20 protein-coding genes and 1 pseudogene are annotated in these 22,095 nt (G+C 42.3%); 6 read left to right on the forward strand and 15 right to left on the reverse strand.

The features are described 5' to 3' along the window. Window positions 1-209: 209 nt before the first annotated feature. The 3 genes from AB5642_RS00380 to AB5642_RS00390 are packed head-to-tail and all read right to left on the reverse strand — an operon-like array spanning window position 210 to window position 2,553. On the reverse strand, window positions 210-968 hold the full coding sequence (locus AB5642_RS00380) for an AAA family ATPase (RefSeq protein WP_173718400.1): 759 nt from the start codon (window positions 966-968) through the stop codon (window positions 210-212). A gap of 20 nt (window positions 969-988) precedes the next feature. Beyond that, window positions 989-1,765, reverse strand: coding sequence for an ATP-binding protein (locus AB5642_RS00385; RefSeq protein WP_173715637.1), 777 nt, complete (start codon window positions 1,763-1,765; stop codon window positions 989-991). A gap of 17 nt (window positions 1,766-1,782) precedes the next feature. Beyond that, window positions 1,783-2,553: an AAA family ATPase gene (locus AB5642_RS00390; RefSeq protein WP_173718399.1), complete on the reverse strand. Its 771-nt coding sequence runs from the start codon at window positions 2,551-2,553 to the stop codon at window positions 1,783-1,785. Window positions 2,554-2,721: 168 nt separating this feature from the next. Here AB5642_RS00390 and AB5642_RS00395 point away from each other — a divergent pair, with 168 nt between their 5' ends. Next, complete coding sequence (locus tag AB5642_RS00395; protein ID WP_015542174.1) at window positions 2,722-3,369, forward strand: TetR/AcrR family transcriptional regulator; 648 nt, start codon at window positions 2,722-2,724, stop codon at window positions 3,367-3,369. On the opposite strand, the gene AB5642_RS00400 is transcribed toward AB5642_RS00395, so the two are convergent. After that, window positions 3,291-3,917 (reverse strand): DUF3786 domain-containing protein, encoded by a 627-nt coding sequence (locus AB5642_RS00400; RefSeq protein WP_173715639.1) that lies wholly within the window; start codon window positions 3,915-3,917, stop codon window positions 3,291-3,293. The two genes, AB5642_RS00395 and AB5642_RS00400, sit on opposite strands and share 79 nt — an antisense overlap. Window positions 3,918-4,226: 309 nt before the next feature. Here AB5642_RS00400 and AB5642_RS00405 point away from each other — a divergent pair, with 309 nt between their 5' ends. Then, window positions 4,227-4,676: an Rrf2 family transcriptional regulator gene (locus AB5642_RS00405; protein ID WP_173718398.1), complete on the forward strand. Its 450-nt coding sequence runs from the start codon at window positions 4,227-4,229 to the stop codon at window positions 4,674-4,676. Between the two features lie 597 nt (window positions 4,677-5,273). Here the strand turns inward: AB5642_RS00405 and tpiA are convergent. The 3 genes from tpiA to gap all read right to left on the reverse strand — a co-directional run bounded on the left by tpiA (window position 5,274) and on the right by gap (window position 8,571). Further along, on the reverse strand, window positions 5,274-6,026 hold the full coding sequence (gene tpiA, locus AB5642_RS00410) for a triose-phosphate isomerase (RefSeq protein WP_118580952.1): 753 nt from the start codon (window positions 6,024-6,026) through the stop codon (window positions 5,274-5,276). 188 nt (window positions 6,027-6,214) lie between these two features. Next, window positions 6,215-7,408, reverse strand: coding sequence for a phosphoglycerate kinase (gene pgk, locus AB5642_RS00415; RefSeq protein ID WP_118580955.1), 1,194 nt, complete (start codon window positions 7,406-7,408; stop codon window positions 6,215-6,217). 143 nt (window positions 7,409-7,551) lie between these two features. Next, window positions 7,552-8,571, reverse strand: a complete 1,020-nt coding sequence (gap, locus tag AB5642_RS00420) for a type I glyceraldehyde-3-phosphate dehydrogenase (RefSeq protein WP_117851616.1) — start codon at window positions 8,569-8,571, stop codon at window positions 7,552-7,554. 369 nt (window positions 8,572-8,940) lie between these two features. Between gap and AB5642_RS00425 the strand changes: the two genes are divergently transcribed. Further along, window positions 8,941-9,774, forward strand: coding sequence for a histidinol-phosphatase HisJ family protein (locus AB5642_RS00425; RefSeq protein WP_173718397.1), 834 nt, complete (start codon window positions 8,941-8,943; stop codon window positions 9,772-9,774). A 165-nt stretch (window positions 9,775-9,939) separates the two neighbouring features. Here the strand turns inward: AB5642_RS00425 and AB5642_RS00430 are convergent, their stop codons facing one another. From AB5642_RS00430 to nifS, 3 genes are all read right to left on the reverse strand, one after another. Beyond that, the gene (locus tag AB5642_RS00430) at window positions 9,940-12,546 is read right to left on the reverse strand and encodes a cation-translocating P-type ATPase (RefSeq protein WP_173718396.1); all 2,607 of its coding nucleotides are present in this window, start codon (window positions 12,544-12,546) and stop codon (window positions 9,940-9,942) included. A gap of 288 nt (window positions 12,547-12,834) precedes the next feature. Continuing rightward, entirely contained in the window at window positions 12,835-13,281 is a 447-nt protein-coding gene (gene nifU / locus AB5642_RS00435; RefSeq protein WP_118580961.1) for a Fe-S cluster assembly scaffold protein NifU, read from the reverse strand. Between the two features lie 186 nt (window positions 13,282-13,467). Then, window positions 13,468-14,649, reverse strand: coding sequence for a cysteine desulfurase NifS (gene nifS, locus AB5642_RS00440; protein ID WP_118580964.1), 1,182 nt, complete (start codon window positions 14,647-14,649; stop codon window positions 13,468-13,470). Between the two features lie 203 nt (window positions 14,650-14,852). On the opposite strand from nifS, the gene AB5642_RS00445 reads away from it, so the two are divergent. Then, window positions 14,853-16,253, forward strand: coding sequence for an MATE family efflux transporter (locus AB5642_RS00445; RefSeq protein WP_173718395.1), 1,401 nt, complete (start codon window positions 14,853-14,855; stop codon window positions 16,251-16,253). A gap of 96 nt (window positions 16,254-16,349) precedes the next feature. After that, complete coding sequence (locus tag AB5642_RS00450; protein WP_173718394.1) at window positions 16,350-17,381, forward strand: 3-deoxy-7-phosphoheptulonate synthase; 1,032 nt, start codon at window positions 16,350-16,352, stop codon at window positions 17,379-17,381. 394 nt (window positions 17,382-17,775) lie between these two features. Here the strand turns inward: AB5642_RS00450 and xerD are convergent, their stop codons facing one another. Beyond that, the gene (gene xerD, locus AB5642_RS00455) at window positions 17,776-18,657 is read right to left on the reverse strand and encodes a site-specific tyrosine recombinase XerD (protein WP_173718393.1); all 882 of its coding nucleotides are present in this window, start codon (window positions 18,655-18,657) and stop codon (window positions 17,776-17,778) included. A gap of 24 nt (window positions 18,658-18,681) precedes the next feature. Next, window positions 18,682-18,795 (reverse strand): annotated as a pseudogene (locus AB5642_RS00460) (DUF6783 domain-containing protein); the annotation flags it as partial. Between AB5642_RS00460 and AB5642_RS00465 the strand changes: the two are divergent. Beyond that, entirely contained in the window at window positions 18,754-18,912 is a 159-nt protein-coding gene (locus AB5642_RS00465; RefSeq protein ID WP_368072541.1) for a DUF6783 domain-containing protein, read from the forward strand. The pseudogene AB5642_RS00460 and the gene AB5642_RS00465 sit on opposite strands and share 42 nt — an antisense overlap. A 126-nt stretch (window positions 18,913-19,038) precedes the next feature. Here AB5642_RS00465 and AB5642_RS00470 read toward each other — a convergent pair whose 3' ends face one another. From AB5642_RS00470 to AB5642_RS00480, 3 genes are all read right to left on the reverse strand, one after another. Continuing rightward, the gene (locus tag AB5642_RS00470) at window positions 19,039-19,641 is read right to left on the reverse strand and encodes a stage II sporulation protein M (RefSeq protein ID WP_173718392.1); all 603 of its coding nucleotides are present in this window, start codon (window positions 19,639-19,641) and stop codon (window positions 19,039-19,041) included. Window positions 19,642-19,856: 215 nt separating this feature from the next. Next, window positions 19,857-21,413 (reverse strand): ribonuclease Y, encoded by a 1,557-nt coding sequence (gene rny / locus AB5642_RS00475; protein ID WP_118580984.1) that lies wholly within the window; start codon window positions 21,411-21,413, stop codon window positions 19,857-19,859. Window positions 21,414-21,603: 190 nt separating this feature from the next. Next, window positions 21,604-22,092 (reverse strand): regulatory protein RecX, encoded by a 489-nt coding sequence (locus AB5642_RS00480; protein ID WP_173718391.1) that lies wholly within the window; start codon window positions 22,090-22,092, stop codon window positions 21,604-21,606. Between the last annotated feature and the right edge of the window lie 3 nt (window positions 22,093-22,095).

Here is a 22,095-nt window from a genome sequence, read left to right on the forward strand (position 1 = left end):
GCTGTGCAATCTGGTTTTCTTTTATCATATATCCGCAGTTATCGCATACACTTTCGCCAACTGTTTTTCCATCTCTCACAAATACTTCTATATCTGCACTACATTTCGGACATTTAACTTCTTTAATTGAAGTCATGCTTCTGGCATCCATACATCCTGAAAAAAATCCCATTTTTTCACCTTTTTCCTGTATATATTCTATTATTTTCTTAACCTAATTTTTCTTTTATTTTTTTTATCTCATCTACTGCTGTCTGGCTGAAATCATAAGGAGAAACTCCCTCTCTGTCTGCATTCATAATTTCCGGATTATAATGAACAAATCCCAGCAAATCACTTTCCGGTATTCTGTCTTTCACAAATGCTTCATCACTTACATCCCTGATTTTATTTGCAACAACTCTTACTTTCTTTACCCCCAGTTCTTCTGCCAGACGCTTTACGTTTCTATAAGTCTGAACACTTCTGGCTCCTGGCTCTATCACAACGATAAACTGATCCATGCCTTCTGTTGTCCCTCTTCCAAGATGTTCCAAACCTGCTTCCATATCCAGCAGCACAACATCCTCTCTGTGCAGAATAAGATTGTTGATGATCCGTTTAAGCATTACATTTTCCGGGCAGACACAGCCGCTTCCGGCTGTTTCTACTGTTCCAAGAATCAATAATCTGACACCATTACGAAATTTCGAATATCTCTCCGGAATATCGTCAACTTTTGGATTGATTTTGTAAAATGTATTGCTTTTATCCGCTCCGGTCCGTTCTTCCACCAGCTTTCTCATTTTGCTGACTGGTATAATCTCTGCCAGTTCTTCCTCTGAAAAACCTAGTGCCAGTCCCAGATTCGCATCCGGATCTGCATCCGCTGCATACACTGTTTTTCCTTCATCTGCATATAATCTTGCAAGAGTTGCAGCGATTGTGGTCTTTCCTACACCACCTTTTCCTGTTACGGCTATTTTCATTTCTCATTACTTCCTCTCATTTATTGCTTCAAAATTTTCCTTGCAAGCATATGAATTTCCGGAATTTCCATCATTAGTTCATCTCCAACCAATCCCTTTCTTGCGATTTCTGTATCTGTTGAAATAACTGCCAACACCTTACTCTGATCGTCAATAGACTCCAACATTGTTGGCAAAACCAATTCATTTACTTTATTTAACACAAAAAATACAGTTTTCCCAATGCTGTCCCCTAGCTGTTGGATTTTTTTCGTCAATTTCAATGATTCAAAAGAAGGATCTACGATCATTAAGATTAAATCCACACTGTTATCTACACCACGTCCAAAATGCTCTACGCCAGCTTCCATATCCAACAATACAACTTCATTTTCTCCTACCGTCAGATGTTTGATAAATTGCTTTAAAATACTATTCATTGTGCAGGCACAGCCTTCATTTGCCTGATGTATTTTTCCACTGGAAATAAGCATCACGCCATTGTTTCGTGAAATATATTCTTCGGGTATCTCATTCAATGTAAATGGTTCCGAATAGAACTTTTTTGCAAATGCAGACAACTTCACAGTATCAAGAATCTCTCCTGCCATCATTGTTTTAAAAGCTTTCTCCTTACCACCAAAATACTCTATAAAATCCCTTGGAAGCTTTACACCAAGTTGGCGATGCAGTCCATAATTTGATTCATCAGAATCAGCTACAAGAACAGTCTTTCCCATTCGTTCAAATTCTTTGGCAAGCAGCGCTGATACTGTACTTTTTCCACAGCCACCTTTGCCACATACTGTAATCTTCATACTTTCAATCCTCCAACTCACAATCCCAACTTCTTTACAATTCCTTCCAATGCACTTCTTACAGGAGAATCTTTCGGAAGCCGTATGATCGGCTTTCCATCACAGTCATACTGATATACCTGGTCATCATGTGGTACAACCCCTAACAGTTCCAGTCCCTGATTTCGGATTTCTTCCAGAGTTCCGGCATCCAGTTTTCCATCTGGAACACGATTCACGATTAATCCGGTTTTCTGTGGTTTAAAGTTTAATTCCTTCATCAGCTTTGCAATACGTCCGGCTGCCTGAACACCTCTTCTGGAACAGTCACTTACAAGAATCGCAACTTCCATCATTGGCAGGATTCCTCTGCTGATATGTTCCATACCTGCTTCGTTATCAACCACAATATATGGATAATGGCTTTGCAGTTTCTGAACCTGGGTCTGTACAAGACCATTTACAAAGCAATAGCAGCCCTGTCCCTGGGTTCGCCCCATTACCATCAGATCATAATCATCTTCTTCCGCAATCGCATCAGAAAGACGCATTTCCAGATATGCCTGTTTCGTCATACCAGATGGAATCTGATATCGTGGATCTACGCCTGCCCGCTCAATTTCCTCTCTCAGCTCCCCAAGTGTGACCTCCGGCTCAACACCGAGCACTTCGTTCAAATTTGCATTTGCATCTGCATCCACCGCCAGGACCGGACGTTTTCCGCTTTCACATAAATACTGGATCAACAATCCACAAAGAGTTGTTTTTCCTACGCCACCTTTTCCTGATACTGCAATTACATGTCCCATGTTTTTCCTCCTAAAATTCTGAACAATCTGTTGACTTTTTCTTTAAACCTCATTATAGTTGTTACTATATAAATTACAATAATCAGTCTGTGAGATTTGTATGGTTACTCAACACATCAGAAAAATTGTTGAGAAATTATATGATACTAACTAATACAGGAGTATATAATGTCAGAAAAAACGAGAAAACAAGATCGCCGTACCCGCTATACCAGGCAAACCATAAAAGATACGTTCTTAGAATTGTTAAAGCAGAAAAGTTTTACGAAAATTACAGTTACAGAGATCTGCAAAAATGCTGAAATCAACCGTGGCACTTTTTATCTTCATTACTACGATATCCATGATGTATTATCAGATATTTTTAATGATATGACTCAGGATATGTTAACAACGGTAGATCATTTATTCTGTCTAAATCAAAAAAGCTGTTCCTATCCGTTCTGTCAGAAAATACAGATGGAATCACAATACAGGGCACTGTTTCTGGATGATGCAATTGCCCCTATTCTTCTGGAAAAAATAGCAGAAAATACAAAAGAAGGCTATGTGACCTGGCTTATGTCACACAGCCTCCTGACCTTTGAACAGGCAGAATCGGTTTTTTATTTTCAAATGAATGGCTGCCTTTCCATCAACAGACTGATGCTCCGCAATCACTGTAATGACTGGAAACAGATTCAGACAGTAATCGACAAATTTATCAAAGCCGGACTGGAAAGTTTTCTGATTCATGATCAGAGAGAAGAAAAGGCTTCCGATAATTTTTGCAGCAAAATTTCTCCAACTGTTACCGCATCTTCTACACTCAGATAATGATCGGCATGATCCTGAAGAAATAGTTTTCCAGATACAGGAAATTCTTCATCTGCAAACCATATTTTTAAAGTAACTGAATATCTTGGAAAAACTGGAAAAACAGCACATAGATCCGCCTTTGTCTCTGTAAATTCTGCACCCAGACTTGTACATGCTTTCTGAATTTTCTCAGGATCTTTGTCCTGCAAAAGCTTTTCCAGTTTCTGCTCTGCAGTCCGGTCAAACTTGGTCCCCCGAATCAATCCATCTTTCAGGTTACCAAAAGTAATGAGCTTCTGTGAACCTTCTGTTCCATCAGCCATATCCAGATAATGCAGCAATGTCAGATAATGCCATTCGTCCATGTCTGAGTTAATACGAAACTCAGGGAGTTGAATTTCAATCTTTTCGTAAAAGCTCTGTACTTCAAGCACATTTCGGCTGCTTTGAAAAACAGCCCCACTTTTTGCAGCAAGATCCTCTCCGGAGCGATTTTGCAGCCGTTTTACTGCTGCGTGCAACATTTCCTGAAATGCACGATTTTCTGTTTGATTTTTGTATTCCATAAGTTCTCCTTTGTTGATATTTTATCGCATCATATAATAATCAATGTTTATGCAAAGATTTTGGTGTTTTCATAAATCTGGCTTTATCCGGATTCTCTTTTATCCATTCCTGTGTTGACTTTTCCTTTAAGTTTCATTATAGTTGTAATTATATTATGTACAATCATCAAAATAAAAAATATGTACTGTTTCTCAACACATTAAAAAGAGCTGTTGAGAACTTGGGATGTTTTTGACAAACCAGAAATATTTTCGCCTCAAATACGTGAAACCAAAATCATTATATCATACTACAAGGAGTTTCTTATCATGAAATACTCAACGAAATTAAGCGATACTGTCCATGTAATGGTTCTGATTGCTATCAACCAGGAAAAATCCCTCTCCAGTGCCTCAATTGCAGAAAGTGTCCATACAAATCCCGGCTTTGTACGCCAGCTCATGTTAAAACTGAAAAAGGCCGAACTTATGACCACTGTAGCTGGACATGCCCGTCCTTCTCTTTCAAAACCAGCAGACCAGATTACGTTGCTGGATATTTATAAAGCAGTGGAGGGCGAGAAACCGCTACTTCATTTAGATACTCATACCAACCCTGATTGTGGCGTTGGCATTAATATTCAGTTGTCCTTGCAGGGATTCTATAATGAAATTCAAAAAAACACTGAAGAAAAGATGAATACAATTACTTTACAGGATATCATAAATACTTATTATCAGCGAACATCCATGCAAAATGATTTACAAAATATTATATAGCAGGAGAAACGAGAATGGACTTCCAGATATGGATTATCTTCTAAATGATGAAGAATCTGATAACGATTTGGCGAGTAAAATTTTTATATTTTCTAATCCAGGGATTTTCTTGTTATCATGCCCGCCTCCGTGCGGGCATTTTTAAATTCAGCAGCGCACCACAGGCGGTCTTTCCTGTACAGAAAAAAAGAAGCGTTCCTACAGGCGCTTCTTCTTACCATATTAGGACTTCGATCAAAAGTTAGTAGGCCACAAAGTGGGCCATTTTTCAAAAAATTACATGAATTTATATAGAGTTTTATCCAAGTCGGAAATCCGCTAAATGCTCTAGCTATCAGCGTCTAAAGGCATTTAACAACTTATATGGACATTTATGAAATCGGCCTCGTAATAACGATACCTAATTTCATTATTTCTGCTTATTTGAATGACAGTGATTTTTCCTTCCAAAAGTGATACCAAAAGGTGATAGTAGGTAAATTATAAAACGCCCCTACCCACAATTCAATTGGTAATATTTACCAATCATCCTTGTGTTTAGGGGCGTTTAATTACTTCTCGCTTGGACACATTAGCTAAAAAATAGCTATTATTTTATTATTTGTTATAGTTTACGATATCGCCGAACTCTGGTTTCAGGGATGCACCGCCTACAAGACCGCCGTCGATGTCTGCCTGAGCAAATAACTCCGGAGCTGTCTTAGCGTTTACAGATCCGCCGTACTGGATGCGGATTGCTGCTGCAGTTGCCTCATCATAGATCTCAGCGATGCAAGCACGGATTCCTGCGCAAACTTCCTGAGCCTGCTCAGTTGTAGCTGTTTTACCAGTTCCGATAGCCCAGATTGGCTCGTAAGCGATAACGGCTGTTTTAGCCTGATCAGCTGTAACATTCTGGAAACCAACTTTAACCTGCTGACGGATGAAGTCCATAGTTACGCCCTGCTCTCTCTGATCAAGAGTCTCTCCACAGCACATAATTGGAGTAATTCCATGCTCAAATGCTTTAAGCATTTTTTTGTTTACAGTTTCGCTTGTCTCAGCGAAGTACTCTCTTCTCTCAGAGTGTCCGAGAACTACGTATTTAACACCAGCGTCTGTAAGCATGTTCGGGGAAATCTCGCCTGTGAAAGCACCTTTCTCCTCGAAGTACATGTTCTCAGCACCAACCTGGATGTTGGAGCCTTTTGCAGCCTCAACTACAGGAAGAATATCAATAGCCGGTACGCAGAATACTACGTCAACGTCATCATTAGCTACTAATGGTTTTAAAGTTTCAACTAATTTAACTGCCTCACTTGGAGTCATGTTCATTTTCCAGTTTCCGGCAATAATTTTCTTTCTAGACATTTTATATATCTCCTTTTGTGTGATAAGGAAGTTCGATTCACTAAACGGACATGTCGCCGGCAGGCGACATCACCATATATGAAAGTCAGCTGGTCTGCGCCGTTGGCTTGCTCTCATTAAGTTCCTTCGAACCAAATTCGCACATAATTCAAGCTGCGCTTACAGCTTGCTTTCATTAAGTGCTCTATTTATTTATCGTTAGCTGCTGCTACACCAGGTAACTCTTTTCCTTCAAGGAATTCAAGAGACGCACCGCCACCTGTGGAGATGTGTGTCATCTTGTCACCATAGCCGAGGATGTTAACAGCTGCTGCGGAATCACCACCACCGATGATAGTTGTAGCATCTGTATCAGCAAGAGCTTTGGCAACAGCCTCTGTGCCATGAGCGAAGTTCGGCATTTCGAAACAGCCCATCGGTCCGTTCCAAACAACTGTCTTGGCATCTTTTACAGCGTCAGCGAAAAGTTTCTCTGTCTCTGGTCCGATGTCCATTCCTTCCCATCCATCCGGAATCTCACCACGTTTTACAACCTGGATATTGCAATCATTGGAGAAGGAATCACCAATTCTGTTATCAACCGGAAGAAGAAGCTTAACGCCTTTTTCTTCTGCCTTCTTCATCATGTCTAATGCATACTGAAGATAATCATCCTCGCAAAGGGAAACACCAATGTGTCCGCCCATAGCCTTGGAGAATGTATAGGACATTCCACCACCAATGATCAGAGTATCCACCTTGTCAAGAAGGTTGTTGATAACAGAGATCTTGCTGGAAACCTTAGCGCCGCCAAGGATAGCTACGAATGGTCTATCAGGATTGTTTACAGCGTTTCCGAGGAAATCGATTTCTTTCTGCATCAGATATCCAACAACAGCTGTATCTACATATTTGGTAACACCAACGTTAGAGCAGTGTGCTCTGTGAGCGGTACCAAATGCATCGTTTACAAATACATCGCAAAGAGAAGCAAGTTCCTTGCTGAATTCATCACCGTTCTTAGTCTCTTCTGCACGATAACGGGTATTCTCAAGAAGAATGATCTCGCCGTCTTTCATGTCAGCTACTGCTGCTTTTACAGTGTCATCTACAACAACCGGGCTTGGAACGAATTTCACTTCCTGTCCGAGAAGCTCTGTGAGACGTTTAGCAACAGGTGCAAGAGAAAGCTCCGGTTTCGGCTCTCCTTTCGGTTTTCCAAGGTGAGAGCAAAGGATAATCTTTCCACCATCTGCAACAAGCTTCTTGATTGTAGGAAGAGCTGCTACCAGACGGTTCTCATCTGTAATCTTGCCGTCCTGCAGAGGTACATTGAAGTCACATCTTACGAGGACTCTTTTGCCTTTTACGTTGATGTCATCAACAGATTTCTTATTCAGCATCTTGTTATGCCTCCTTATAAAATTTAACTTTTTATACAGACAAAAGGGTCCGGTCCTATTCAGACCGGACCCTTCTCTGAGTCTTATTCATATGCCGCCAAACTATAGCTTGTCAGCATTCGAAAACCCTACTCTGCTACTAATTAAGCGTTAAGCAGTTTGCCAAAGTGTTTGATTGTACGAACCATCTGGCTTGTGTAGGAGTTCTCATTATCATACCAGGAAACAACCTGAACCTCTGTTGTGCCATTCTCAAGTGGAAGAACCATTGTCTGAGTAGCATCGAACAGAGAACCAAATCTCATACCAACGATATCGCTGGAAACGATCTCATCTTCGTTGTATCCGAAGGACTCGTTAGAAGCTGCTTTCATAGCTGCGTTGATCTGCTCTTTAGTTACATTTCCTTCAACAACTGCTGTAAGGATTGTAGTAGAACCTGTTGGGGTTGGAACACGCTGTGCGGAACCGATCAGTTTGCCGTTCAGTTCTGGGATAACAAGACCGATTGCTTTAGCAGCACCTGTGCTGTTCGGAACGATGTTAACTGCAGCTGCACGGGATCTTCTCAGATCGCCTTTTCTCTGCGGTCCGTCAAGTGTCATCTGATCGCCTGTGTAAGCGTGGATTGTGCACATGATACCGGATTTGATTGCAGCAAGGTCATTAAGTGCTTTAGCCATTGGAGCTAAGCAGTTTGTTGTACAGGAAGCTGCGGAAATGATGTGATCCTCTTTTGTAAGAGTCTCATGGTTTACATTGTAAACGATTGTCTTAAGGTCGTTTCCAGCCGGAGCGGAAATGATAACGTGTTTAGCACCTGCATCGATATGAGCCTGAGCTTTGTCTTTGGATGTATAGAATCCAGTACACTCAAGAACTACGTCTACACCGATCTCTCCCCATGGAAGCTCAGCAGCGTTAGCTTTTGCATAAATTTTGATTTCTTTTCCGTCAACTGTGATGGAATCTTCTCCAGCTACTACTGTATCTGCAAGAGCATATCTTCCCTGAGTTGAGTCATATTTTAATAAGTGAGCGAGCATTTTAGGAGATGTTAAGTCGTTGATAGCAACGATTTCAAATCCTTCTGCACCGAACATCTGACGGAATGCAAGACGACCAATACGTCCAAAACCATTAATTGCAACTTTTACTGCCATGATAAATTCCTCCTATGAATTAAATGGTAAAAATTATGTGAGTGCTTCAATCTTTGTGAAAGAAACATCAACCTATAGCGTATTGTACCTAATTCCGAACAAAAATTCAAGCCTATTTTCAAAAAAATAACAGGCAAATTGCCACAAATATTCTCTGATATGATATACTGCTCTCAAATGAGACAATTAAGTCCCTTTTATGACACATTGGCAGCATTTATGCACGTTTTTTCCTTTCTTTTTCGTGTAGGAAGAATTTTTTTCACATGTTCCTTCGCTGTACACTTATCCATAAAATATATCTTTATATTTACAGAAAATATATTTTTAAAATACTTTTCTTGGTTTATAATTTATAAGGAGGTTATTATGAAAATACTTTCCAACTCTCCCGGAGTTTTGTGGGACTGCCACATGCATTCTGAATTTTCCGCAGATTCCGGCACTCCCACTGCGGATATGATCCGCCAGGCCATTGCACTGGGGTTTAAGGGAATCTGCTTTACAGAGCATCTGGATCCAGACTATCCACCAACTCCGGATGACCTGGAATTTGCCCTGGATATTCCCGCCTATTACACTAAACTCAACGAACTGAAAGAGACTTACAAGAATCAGATTCACATCCATTTCGGTATTGAGATCGGTTTGCAGCTTCATCTTAAACAATATTTTCACAATCTTTTAAAGGAATATCCTTTCGATTTCGTGATTGGTTCTTCTCACGTAGTCCACGGTGCTGACCCCTACTACCCGGAATTTTTCCAGGACAGGGACGAGGAAAAGGCTTATCTTGAATATTTTGAATCCATTCTGGAGAATCTGGATGCATTTCATGAAATGGACACTTATGGACATCTGGATTATATTGTCCGCTACGGTCCAAACAAAAACCAGTTTTATTCTTATGAAAAATATCGGAACATTCTGGATGCGATTCTGAAAAAACTGGCAGACACAAATGTAGGACTGGAAGTCAACACCGGCGGTTATCACTACGGTCTTGGAGAGCCAAACCCATGTACGGATATCATCCGGCGTTATAAAGAACTAGGGGGCGAAATCATCACCATTGGTGCTGACGCGCATACACCGGATAAAATAGGATACGCTTTTGATAGGGCTGCGCAGGTGCTGAAAGAATGTGGATTTGAGTATTATACAGTATTTAAAGATCGGAAACCAAACTTTGTAAAGTTATAACGAAGCCCTGTTTTTCCATATCCGGCAGAAGAAATCAGCCCGGCTTTTAGAGCATGTTAAAAAAATGCCTCATCGCCATAACAAGCGATGAAGCATTTTTTGCGTTTCTTTTCAAATTCAGCTTGAGGTATTATTTTTGATTGCCACTCAAGACCAGGTCAGTCATTATTTCTGCACTTTCTCCAAAAACAGAGAAATAATTCCTTTCTTTTCCTTCTCATGTGCCTTGTTATACAAAGATCTGCACCATTCTGTGATAACTTCGATTACAACCGGAGAGAAGGTCATCAGGATAAATACCAGGATGATCATTCCGAATTCCAGGGAGCCAAGTGCCAGCAGGTTCTGCACACATACGGCTGCGAAGAAAAAAATGAACTGCATACCATAAATAATGATTTTCCTGTACCTGCTTAGAGGCGCGTATACCGTCTTCAAAGCTGCCATGTAGTTCCATCCGGTTACCAGGAAACAGGCTGTACTCAGCATTACATTGCTATGGTAAACGTTCTGGCAGACCAGCATAATGGTAAATACACATCCCGTAATGGTGACTGCTGCTGGGAATGCATTCATAAATACATAACGCAGAAAACCACTCTCAATCTTGTTGAAGTTGTTTTCCTGGGCGAGCAGGAAGGTTGGGATACCCACTGCGCAGGCACTGATCAGGGACATCTGAATTGGCTCAAACGGATAGCTATCGCCCCAGAAAATAGTGATCAGACACAGCAGCACAGAGAAAATAGTTTTGATCAGGAACATGGAGGCTGCGGTACGGATGTTGTTCACCACACGGCGTCCCTGGTTCACAATTTCCGGCATAGCGGCAAAATTGGAATCCATGAGCACTACATTTGCAATGTTCTTGGCAGCATCACTTCCCTCTGCCATAACCACGCTGCAGTCTGCCTCTTTCAGTGCCAAAACATCGTTCACACCGTCACCGGTCATGGCAACTGTATGCTTCTGTTTCTGAAGGGCAAGCACCATCTCTTTCTTCTGCTGCGGAGTTACACGGCCGAATACGGAACACTCTGCAACGGCACGCTCCATATCCTCCGGTGTGGTGATAGTGGTGGCATCAATATATTTATCTGCATTCTCCAGGCCTGCTTTTTTTGCAATGGCAGAAACAGTCACAGGATCATCACCGGAGATCACTTTCAGATCTACGCCCTGGTCTTTGAAAAATGCCAGGGTTTCAAGGGCATTATCCCTGATAATGTCAGTAAGCATAAATAACGCAACCGGCTTTAACCCTTCCGGAAGCTCATTCTCCCGATTCAGGTTTGGGCTATGCGCCAACACCAGAACACGTAAGCCTTCTTTTCCATAAGCAGCACACTGCTTGATCAAGTTTTCATTTCCATCCGGGAAAAGGAACTGGGCAGCACCCATCAGATAAGTTCCTTCTGTTTTAAAGGCTACACCGCTGTATTTGCGATCTGAGGAAAACGGAATGCAATGATCTACCGGCATGTCCGTTCTTCTGGAGAAGCGTTTGTGGAGTGCATCTGCGGTGGCGTTCTTGTCCTTTAAAACGGACATCATGTTTGCCATGACACGTTCGATCTCACCCATGGTCAATTCTGGCTGGGCGCCGCTGATGGCTAAATCAGTATTGACATTGCCCTGTGAATCTTGTGCTGACAGCTGTTCAGTAGTTCCCATAACAACTCCTATCTGCAATTGTGCCGCAACCACGGATACTTCAGACTGCGCCTCTGCAGCTGCCATTTCTGGAACTTTCTGAGCTTGATTCGCTGTTCCATTTATTGTACTTTCGCTTATATTCTCATTTTCTGCTTCCGGAGCCTTGATCTCCATCCCTTCCACATAGGGCTGTACCTGTTCCACGCACATAGTACCGGCTGTGATGGTTCCGGTTTTATCCAGACAGAGGGTATCCACTCTCGCCAGAGTCTCAATACAATACAATTCCTGCACCAGGGTATTCTTACGGGTTAACGTCAGCGCACCAAGCGTCAGCGCCACGCTGGTAAGGAGCACCAGTCCCTCCGGGATCATTCCGAGGACAGCTGCTACCATATTAACTACTGCATCTCTGATTCCGTTTCCAGCAATATAATACTGCTTATAAAACAGCAGCATTCCCATAGGAACTATGATCACACTGATGGTCTTCAAAATCGCATTCAGAGAGTTGCGCAACTCGGAATTATGACGTTTAAATTCCTTTGCCTCGCTGGTGATCTGGGAAGCATAATTGTCCTTACCTACATGGATAACCTGACAGCAGGCCTCTCCGGATGTAACAAAACTTCCAGAAAAAAGCTCGTCCCCTTCATTTTTCTGAAGATTGTCAGATTCTCCTGTCAGCAGGGATTCATTGACCTCAATACTGCCCTCAAGCACCCTGGCATCTGCGGGCACCTGATCTCCTGTTTTCAGAAAAAGGATATCATCCAGAACCAGCTTCTCCGTGGAAATGGACCATTTTTTCCCTTCACGCAAGACCACTGCCTTGCTCTCTGTAAGGATAGCCAGCTTATCCAGCGTCTTTTTCGCACGCACTTCCTGGATGATTCCGATCACCGTATTGATCACAATAATTCCCATGAACATGGAGTTCTTATAGGAACCAACCAGCAATACCATAATCATCAGGGCCAGGTTCAGAAAGTTGAAAAATGTAAGCACATTCTCCCTTACGATCTGCTTATAGCTCCTTGTGTTGGGATTCTCATTGACATTGATTTTCCCCTCTTCAATTCTTTGTTGTACCTGTTCGTTTGTCAGTCCTGTCATCGTTACTTCCTTCATTCTTATGTTTTATTTAAGGATGTTTCCGTTTTACTCTTTTTCCCATTGTATGATACCAGTGTCAAAAGGTCAAAAAACCGTTCGTGCCATTGTATTAAAATAGGGCAGATGATAACATCCGCCCTGATGAATTCTCTTTACGGTCTGCCTCATCTTTACCACCTATTTATCTGTAACGAAATAAATCTGCTTAAGGATTCGGTTTCCTGTAAAAAATATTATTCTTTTGTATCGATGACGACACTTTATAATTACTGCAGTTCGCAGTAACTATTAATACTCTTCTTCCTCTGCCTCTTCACCCTCGTGAATGTCAGACTTCGGTTTCTTCAGACCTTCGATCTCAATGTGATGCTTCTGTGCGTAATCCCACAGTGCAGCATGTACAGCCTCCTCTGCAAGAAGAGAACAGTGTACTTTCACTGGCGGAAGTCCGTCAAGAGCCTCCATAACAGCCTTGTTGGTAAGCTTCATGGCTTCCTCAATAGTTTTACCTTTTACCATCTCAGTAGCCATACTGCTGGTTGCTACTGCGGCACCGCAGCCGAAGGTTTTGAATTTGCAGTCTCTGATAATATGTGTCTCGTCATCGATATCCAGGAAAATTCTCATAATATCGCCGCATTTGGCATTTCCTACTGTACCGACACCGCTTGCATTCTCTATTTCTCCAACATTACGTGGATGCTGGAAATGATCCATTACTTTCTCACTATACATCTTTTTTTCCTCCTGGCAAGTGTTTTAATCAAATTTTTTATTTTTTTTAACTATTCAGCAGGCACTATTCCGCGAGGTGTTTTTTGTGAACGTAGTTCACAGAAAACCCGAGAATGTCGGCGCGAAATCATGCAAAGCATGATTTCTGTGCATCGCGAAGCGTGTAACTGTGAAGGTACTGAACAGTTACTGTTTTTTTATAAAATCTTCATATAATGGAGACATTGATCGCAGGTAAGCTACGATTTCTTTCAGCTTATCTACTACAAAATCAGCATCTTCCATGGTAGTCTCCTCGCTTAAGGTCATACGCAGGGAACCATGTGCAATCTCATGTGGGAGTCCGATAGCCAGAAGTACATGGGACGGATCCAGGGAGCCTGATGTGCAGGCGGAACCGCTGGATGCACAGATGCCATAATTGTCAAGCATAAGCAACATGGACTCTCCTTCGATGAACTGGAAGCTTACATTTACATTATTCGGAAGACGTTTGGTGCGGTCACCATTTAATTTCACATACGGAATCTCTTTCAGGATTCTTTCAATGAAATGATCTCTTACCTGAATCTCTTTGTCTGTACGTTCTTTCATAGTGCGGACTGCACGATCTGCAGCAACGCCGTAACCTACGATTCCAGGAACATTCTCTGTACCTGCGCGGCGCTTTCTCTCCTGCGCTCCACCATGTACAAAGGAACGTATCTTAACACCCTTGCGGATGTAAAGGAAACCGATTCCCTTCGGTCCATTCAGCTTATGTCCACTGGAGCTGAGCATATCAATTCCTAACTCATCTACATTGATCGGCACCTGTCCAAAAGCCTGTACTGCATCTGTGTGGAAAAGGATGCCATGCTCTTTGGCAATTGCACCGATTTCCCTGATCGGCTGGATAGATCCGATCTCATTGTTCGCAAACATAACAGAAATCAGAATCGTCTCTGGTGTAATAGCTTTCTCAAGCTCGTCAAGCTTCACAATACCATTCTCATCTACATCAAGATATGTGATCTTCGCTCCGCGCTCTTTCTCAAGATATTCGCAGGTGTGAAGGATTGCATGATGCTCAATTTTGGTTGTGATGATGTGGTTTCCTTTGGATTTATATGCTTCAAAGGTGGCTTTCAGTGCCCAGTTATCAGACTCTGAACCGCCAGCTGTGAAATAGATTTCTTCTTTCTTGGCACCAAGTGCATCTGCGATCTGGCCTCTTGCCTTGCTGACGCCTTCTTTGCTCTTGGATGCGAAGTCGTAAATGCTGGATGGATTTCCATACATTTCGGTAAAATAAGGAAGCATTGCTTCTACTACTTCCGGAGCGGTCTTGGTAGTAGCCGCATTATCCAGATATATCATTTTTCCCATTTTTCTTCCTCCTGGTTTATTGGTATCAATTCGATATGAAAGACTCCCGGGAAAGGGTTATTTCATCTATCTCCTTAGGTACTTTTCTATTTCCTAGTATTTCGCTTGGATTTCTATCCCACTTTACCAGATAATAACAGTTCTGTCAAGGCACATTTACAGCATAAACTAATTAAAAGGATGAAGAGGATAGGCGGATTCTTATGTCTGACAAACTTTTTATCAAAGGAACCCTGATTCTTACTCTTACCGGCCTTGTCAGCCGCCTGATGGGTTTCTTCTATAGAATATTCTTATCTCATACTATTGGTGCACAGGGAGTTGGAATTTACCAGCTTACGCTTCCGGTTCACGCAATCGTACTGGCAGCCTGCTGTATGGGCATTCAGGCTGCTATTTCCAGGCTGTGTGCCTCTTTCACTGCCCTTGGAAAAGAAAAAGAGTCCAGAGATGCGTTGCTTCTTGGAACATTTCTTTCGATGGCACTTTGCGGACTTTTATCTTTTCTGGTCTATTGGAATGCAGATTTTGTGGCTTCTGCCTTGTTAAAAGAGCCGCGTACTGCGGTTCTGCTTCGTATTCTTGCCTTTAGTTTTCCTTTTTCAGCCTTGCATTCATGCGTAAACAGCTTTTATTATGCCAGAAAAACGACTGGAATTCCAGCTTTTATCCTGCTTCTTGAGCAGACTTCCCGGATCGGCAGCACTTACGTGATCTACCTGATTCTGATTTCCCAGAAAAAAGAGATTACCCCTGTAATAGCGGCCGGAGGTGCACTTTTCAGTGAGCTTACAGCCACTGCAGCATGTATGCTGGCGCTTGGACTGGATTTTTCCAGGGAAAATTACAAACCAGGCACCGGACTGCTTCGACGTATTTTACGAGTATTTTTCTGTATGAGCAAAGGTGCTCACAGAAATTCACCTTCTGCCAAAAACAATACTGCCACTTCCATAAATGTTCTTTTAAAAGAAATCGCCCAGATTGCAGTTCCCCACTCTGTCAACCGGCTGCTGCTTACCTTACTCTCTGGCATCGAAATGGTTCTTATTCCCCAAAGATTGCTTCTGTCTGGAATAAATCAGACTGATTCCCTGTCTGTGTACGGAATTTTTACCGGAATGGCGCTGCCGCTGATTCTTTTCCCGGCGACACTGACAAATTCTGCCTCTGTTATGCTGATGCCTTCTGTGGCTGGTTTACAGGCCCTCGGTCATGAAAAAAAAATTCGGCATGTGATCCGCCGCACCTGTGAAAACTGCTTTTTCTTCGGAGGTTTCTGTACATTCTTTTTCTTTATTTTCGGAAAATCACTGGGAAATTTTCTTTTTCACAGCGAAACTGCGGGGATTTATATAAGAACGTTAGCTTTTATCTGCCCTTTTCTTTATACAAATACTGCACTGGAAAGTATTCTGAACGGTCTCGGGCGCCCAGATGCCTGCCTATTTCACAATATTGCAGGAGTGTGTATCCGAATTGGATTTGTTTTCTTTTCTATTCCTGTGCTTGGAATCCGTGGATATTTTTACGGAATGCTCCTTTCCCAACTGATTCTTACCTTGCTTCATTTCATTTATCTAAACAGACTGGAGCATGTTTGAAAAATCATTCCCGCAATTTGCCTATCGACATTTTTTCCATCATAGTCTATAATATTGAATCGAAAATAAATTTTGCCGATAAAAGGAGAAAATACCATGGGATTTGAATTCATCAAAAAGCTTCCAACCCCCGACGAGATCCGCAACCAATATCCCATTGATGCAAAGATCAAGGCACTGAAAGAGAAACGTGATCAGGAAATCCGTGACGTATTCACCGGAAAATCCGATAAATTTCTTGCAATCATTGGTCCCTGTTCTGCAGATAATGAAGATGCTGTATGCGACTATCTGCTGAGACTTCGCAAAGTTCAGGACAAGATCGCGGATAAAGTTTTAATCATTCCTCGTGTTTATACAAATAAACCCCGTACTACCGGAGAGGGTTATAAAGGAATGGTTCATCAGCCAGATCCGGAGAAAAAACCTAATATGCTTGCCGGTCTTGTTGCCATCCGTAAAATGCACATCCACGCTATTGAGGAAAGCGGATTTACCTGTGCAGACGAGATGCTTTACCCAGAGAACTGGCGTTACCTTTCCGATCTTCTTTCCTATGTTGCTGTAGGAGCACGTTCTGTTGAGGATCAGCAGCACCGTCTCACTGTCAGCGGTATGGATGTTCCGGCGGGAATGAAGAATCCTACAAGTGGTGACTTCAGTGTTATGCTGAACTCTGTTGTTGCAGCTCAGGGCAGCCATACATTTATCTACAGAGGATGGGAAGTTGTAACTACTGGAAATGAGTTGACACATACCATTCTTCGTGGTGCTGTAAACAAACACGGAGAGGCTATTCCGAACTACCATTACGAAGATCTTCGTCTTCTTTTCGAGAAATATTCCGCTAAGAACCTGAAGAACATGGCTACCATCGTGGATACCAACCATTCCAACTCCAACAAGCAGTATGAGCAGCAGATCCGTATTGCCAAAGAAGTTCTTCACAGCCGTCAGGTTGATTCTGATGTTCGTGGGCTGGTAAAGGGTCTTATGATCGAAAGCTACATTGAGCCAGGCAATCAGAAGATCGGACCAAACCATGTATATGGTAAATCCATTACAGATGCTTGTCTTGGATGGGAAGAATCTGAGAAGCTGCTTTATACAATCGCTGAGATGTGCTAGCGCCTGTTTGAAAAATCATTTCCGCAATCTACACGCCCCACTTTGCGGTATATTTTCAGAAATAAAATTTATTTATCTCCTGTATTCTGATTTCGGAATGCGGGAGATTTTTCAGACACGCTCTAATATCTTTCGATAGAATTTTCGGTCAAACATTTTTATAATACAAGAAAGAATCTTACTTTGCAGAATTTTCATTACATAAAAAAGAATCCTGCTTGCAGGATTCTCCGCCTGCGGTGGGTCGCCTCGAGCGACAACTACCTTTCCGCCGCAGTGCGATCCTGCCCGGTAGGGCTTTTTATGTAATAGGAAATTCCAACGGAATTTCCTATTACATAAAAAACTGCCCACAGGTCTCTCCCATGGACAGTTATCATCTTATTCGCTCTTCTCAATGTCTTGGATGTGCTTTCATATACACATCTCGCATCCGGTTAATATTCATGCTTAAATATACCTGAGTCGTAGAAATATCGGAATGTCCCAGCATTTCCTGGACGCTTCGGATGTCTGCTCCATTCTGCAGCATATGTACTGCAAAAGAATGTCTCAATGTATGTGGCGTAATATCTCTGTGAATTCCAGCCTCCTGGGCATAGCCTTTCAGCATTTTCCAGAATCCCTGACGGCTCATGGCCTTACCGGAGCAATTTGTGAACAGCGCATGCTCTGAATCATCTTTCACAAATACCTTACGTCCCTCTTCAAGATAAAGATTCAACGCTTCCTTGCTTACATTTCCAATCGGAATGATACGCTCTTTATTCTCCTGGCAAACCACATAGCCAAGCTGAAGGTTTACATCTGTGGTCTCCAGATGGATCAGTTCGCTGACACGCATACCAGTGGCATATAAAAGCTCTAACATAGCCTTATCCCGAATTCCCTTAGGCGTAGTCAGATCTGGCTGCTTCAAAAGATCGTCAACTTCCTGAATACTGAGAATCTCCGGAAGCTTCTTCTCTACCTTTGGAGATTTCAGATTATCTGTGGGGTTCTCTTCCATCTTCCTAAGTGCAAACATGTGTTGAAAAAAAGCACGCATGGAAGCAACACTTCTTGAAATAGTGGATGACGCGAAGTTCTCTTTCTCCATATAATCCATGTATCCCATAAGATCAAATTCACGGACATCTTCCGCTTTCATAATCCCCTTCATTTCCAGGTATGCAGCCATCTTGTTCAGATCCCGCTGATAGGAAACCTCTGTATTCTGGGATGTTTTTTTCGTATTATGTAAGTATTCAATAAACTCGCGTATTTCCTGTTCCATATTGTTTACTTCCTGTCTCTTTTGTTATAAATTCATTTCATATAGTCCACGATCATACTGCTTTAGACCATGTTTGAAAAAGATTCTGGAGCGTGTTTGAAAAAGGCTTTCTGTAAGATGTGCGTCACAATTTGTGGGAGATTTCGCCCGGAATTCCTATTGTCCATTGCATTTGCTCTTTCACGCTTTATTGCAGGAACGGGCTACCTCCCCACAATAACTGATCTTAAAATGTATTTGTATTATACTTTGTAATTGACATAAAATCAAACCTTTTTTTCGGCCAAAAATCGTATAAAAACAAGCTTTTTTTGCCCATTTTACAAAATAACGTCGCTTTTATGGTAACCAATACTATATCTTGTATTTTTCATATTATTCTCATTCAAAAAATTTCGAAAAATCCAGAATTTTGTTTAAAATCCATGGATTTACACGCCATTCCAAAAGAATTCCCACACCGTATAAAGCTGTATATAAGAGCACTTTCAGGAGATAAGCGCTTACTTTCTGTGGAAAAATTCCATGATTGCGCCAGATTCCCATAGATTCCCTGTAGACCATCTGATACACCGAATCCCATAATGGCAGATAGATTAGATAATGCGGAAAAAGAAGTGCTACGGCAACTGCGCCTCCGGTAAGTCCGAACTGCAGAATAGACATGGAAAATACGATTCCCAGTCCAATCCCGGTAAAAAACATCGCCATAATTGCCATAGGGACTCCAAATACAGTAAAACCACAGATTAGAGAAAGGAAAAAAATCCCACCGCGCATCCAGAGAATCTGCAAAAGATAATCGATTCCTCCTGCTTCTGTTTTCCCATAGGTTTCCAAAAGGTACACTGCGGAAAATGCCTGCTGCTTCCAGGAAAAACGGTATATAAAGTTCGGGATCAGCATTCCTGCAAGAAATCCTGCAAGCAGCAAAGTCAGTCCTGGAAAAAAACTTTTCTTTTTGATACTGAGTAAATTTTCCATATATTCACCCTGTACCATTGTACGCAAGCGATGATTTGATTATGAATTACATAAAAAAATTCTTTTTGATTTTCCATGAATCAGCCCATGCAAGCATAGCTCGTTCATGGCTGCCGTCCGGGACTTTCATAATAAAAACCGCCTCCGCATCCTTCATATAGTATGAAAAATGCGGAAGCGGTTTCTTAATATTTCTTAATGTAAATTAACTCCGATTATTTGGCATAATCAACAGCTCTGCTCTCGCGGATCACATTGACTTTGATCTGACCCGGATACTCAAGCTCAGCCTCAATCTGCTTCGCTATGTCTCTTGCGAGAAGTACCATCTCAGAATCATTCACATGCTCAGGAACTACCATAACACGGATTTCTCTACCAGCCTGGATTGCAAAGGATTTCTCAACCCCCTTGAACTGATTGGTAATATCCTCAAGCTGCTTCAGTCTGTTGGTATAAGTCTCCAGTGTCTCTCTTCTGGCACCTGGACGCGCCGCGGAAATCGCATCTGCTGCCTGCACGATACAGGCAATAAGGCTCTCTGGCTCCACATCACCGTGGTGTGCTGCTACCGCATTGATCACAATAGGTGATTCCTTATATTTCTTACAAAGGTTTACACCAATCTCAATATGGGATCCCTCAACTTCATGGTCAATAGATTTACCGATATCATGAAGCAGACCGGCACGTTTCGCCATGCGCACGTCTACACCAATTTCACCGGCAAGCAGACCGGAAAGCTGTGCTACTTCAATAGAATGCTTCAGCGCATTCTGTCCATAACTTGAACGGAATTTCATACGTCCAAGAAGTTTCAGAAGCTCTGGATGAATACCATGAACTCCAACATCCATAGCTGCATTCTCGCCATCCTCGCGGATCTGAGTTTCAACTTCTTTCTGTGCCTTCTCAACCATTTCCTCGATTCTGGCCGGATGGATACGTCCATCTACGATCAGTTTCTCAAGTGCTACTCTTGCCACTTCACGTCTGATAGGATCAAATGATGAGAGAACTACTGCCTCAGGAGTATCATCAATGATAAGGTCTACACCTGTCAGGGTCTCCATAGTACGGATATTACGTCCCTCACGTCCGATAATACGTCCCTTCATCTCATCGCTTGGAAGCTGCACTACGGAAATAGTAGTCTCGGCAACATGGTCTACCGCACATTTCTGAATGGCATTTACCACATATTCCTTGGCTTTCTTTCCTGCCTCTTCCTTCGCCTGGCTCTCAAGTTCCTTGTAAAGTCTGGCAACATCAACTTTAACATCGTCTTCCACAGATCTGAGCAATTCTTCTTTTGCCTGTTCGGAGGTCAGACCGGAAACACGTTCCAGTTCCTGTACTCCTTTCAGCTCGAGTTCATCTACTCTCTTTTCTTTCTTCTGCAATTCAGCAAATCTCGCTGTGCACTCTGCCTCGCGCTTCTCAACTGCTTCAGCTTTCTTATCAACGGTTTCTTCCTTCGATAAGACACGCTTCTCATATTTCTGCAGTTCGTTTCTACGTTCCTTGGTTTCCTTCTCCAGTTCGTTCTTTGTACGGAGAGATTCTTCCTTTACTTCCAATAAAGTTTCACGTTTCTTTGTTTCGGCCGCTTTTAAGGCTTCATCAATGATGCCTCTGGCCTTTTCTTCAGCTGACCCAATCGTTTCTGCGTCTTTCTTAACTTTGTTATCCACAGAAACTTTACTAGTAATAGGAACTGCAATCAGTAGAGTGGCTACTACAGCGACAACTGCAACAATAATTGTTGTCACAGGAGCACCTCCTCAATATTTAGTTTTCATTGTGCAATCACAACAATACAAGTTTATCTTTTTTTTAGAATTATGTCAAGTTTTTCTACACAAAAACAAAATTTAAATTTCCAAAGAAACGTCTAGCGTTACTGTTCACTCCGCGACCAGTAACACGCTTCGCGATGCACAGAAAGAATCCAGCAATTTATCAATAGCTTCTCTCACAGGTAATATTCATGTCTTCCAGCACGTGGGAAATATCTCCATAGGAAAAACCTCTTCGAAGGAGAAATCCCTGGAGGCGGCGCATCCCCTTCTCGTCCAGGGCAGTACCAGGCTGACACTTTTTCTCTACTGTAGTTCGGAGAATGGCCAGTTCATCTGGCTCTTCAATCTCTGCAGCCTCTTCCCAGGCTGCAAGGGCAGTCTCGCGGTCAATTCCTTTCCCTGAAAGCCCCTGGAGAATCTTCTGACGGCTCTTGGTTCCCATGCGGAAGGAAATATAATTCATGGCATAGCGGTAATCGTTCAGATACCCATAGGAACGCACATAGTTCATGGCATCCTCTGTGGCTTCTGCTGAAAAGCCTGCCTGACGCAGCCGGTCAGACAGGCCTTTCTCTGTACGGTCCATATGCTCCAGAAGAAGCATTGCCTTTCTTCTGGCATTCTTTTGCTCTTCAGGTGTAACCGCCATATT

Origin of the sequence: Ruminococcus sp. 1001136sp1_2201st1_G3_2201SCRN_220225 (assembly GCF_040924365.1) — a bacterium.
Lineage (GTDB): Bacteria > Bacillota > Clostridia > Lachnospirales > Lachnospiraceae > Blautia_A > Blautia_A faecis.

What these genes read in the sequence shown, in the direction of transcription:
- AB5642_RS00445 (WP_173718395.1), top strand. Translation starts at nt 14,853, where the DNA reads ATGTCTGACAAACTTTTTATCAAAGGAACCCTGATTCTTACTCTTACC.
- AB5642_RS00405 (WP_173718398.1), top strand. Translation starts at nt 4,227, where the DNA reads ATGAAATACTCAACGAAATTAAGCGATACTGTCCATGTAATGGTTCTG.
- AB5642_RS00425 (WP_173718397.1), top strand. Translation starts at nt 8,941, where the DNA reads ATGAAAATACTTTCCAACTCTCCCGGAGTTTTGTGGGACTGCCACATG.
- nifS (WP_118580964.1), bottom strand. Translation starts at nt 14,649, where the DNA reads ATGGGAAAAATGATATATCTGGATAATGCGGCTACTACCAAGACCGCT.
- AB5642_RS00400 (WP_173715639.1), bottom strand. Translation starts at nt 3,917, where the DNA reads ATGGAATACAAAAATCAAACAGAAAATCGTGCATTTCAGGAAATGTTG.
- pgk (WP_118580955.1), bottom strand. Translation starts at nt 7,408, where the DNA reads ATGCTGAATAAGAAATCTGTTGATGACATCAACGTAAAAGGCAAAAGA.
- AB5642_RS00385 (WP_173715637.1), bottom strand. Translation starts at nt 1,765, where the DNA reads ATGAAGATTACAGTATGTGGCAAAGGTGGCTGTGGAAAAAGTACAGTA.
- AB5642_RS00390 (WP_173718399.1), bottom strand. Translation starts at nt 2,553, where the DNA reads ATGGGACATGTAATTGCAGTATCAGGAAAAGGTGGCGTAGGAAAAACA.
- AB5642_RS00395 (WP_015542174.1), top strand. Translation starts at nt 2,722, where the DNA reads ATGTCAGAAAAAACGAGAAAACAAGATCGCCGTACCCGCTATACCAGG.
- xerD (WP_173718393.1), bottom strand. Translation starts at nt 18,657, where the DNA reads ATGGAACAGGAAATACGCGAGTTTATTGAATACTTACATAATACGAAA.
- gap (WP_117851616.1), bottom strand. Translation starts at nt 8,571, where the DNA reads ATGGCAGTAAAAGTTGCAATTAATGGTTTTGGACGTATTGGTCGTCTT.
- AB5642_RS00470 (WP_173718392.1), bottom strand. Translation starts at nt 19,641, where the DNA reads ATGGAAAATTTACTCAGTATCAAAAAGAAAAGTTTTTTTCCAGGACTG.
- nifU (WP_118580961.1), bottom strand. Translation starts at nt 13,281, where the DNA reads ATGTATAGTGAGAAAGTAATGGATCATTTCCAGCATCCACGTAATGTT.
- tpiA (WP_118580952.1), bottom strand. Translation starts at nt 6,026, where the DNA reads ATGTCTAGAAAGAAAATTATTGCCGGAAACTGGAAAATGAACATGACT.
- AB5642_RS00430 (WP_173718396.1), bottom strand. Translation starts at nt 12,546, where the DNA reads ATGACAGGACTGACAAACGAACAGGTACAACAAAGAATTGAAGAGGGG.
- AB5642_RS00450 (WP_173718394.1), top strand. Translation starts at nt 16,350, where the DNA reads ATGGGATTTGAATTCATCAAAAAGCTTCCAACCCCCGACGAGATCCGC.
- AB5642_RS00380 (WP_173718400.1), bottom strand. Translation starts at nt 968, where the DNA reads ATGAAAATAGCCGTAACAGGAAAAGGTGGTGTAGGAAAGACCACAATC.
- AB5642_RS00480 (WP_173718391.1), bottom strand. Translation starts at nt 22,092, where the DNA reads ATGGCGGTTACACCTGAAGAGCAAAAGAATGCCAGAAGAAAGGCAATG.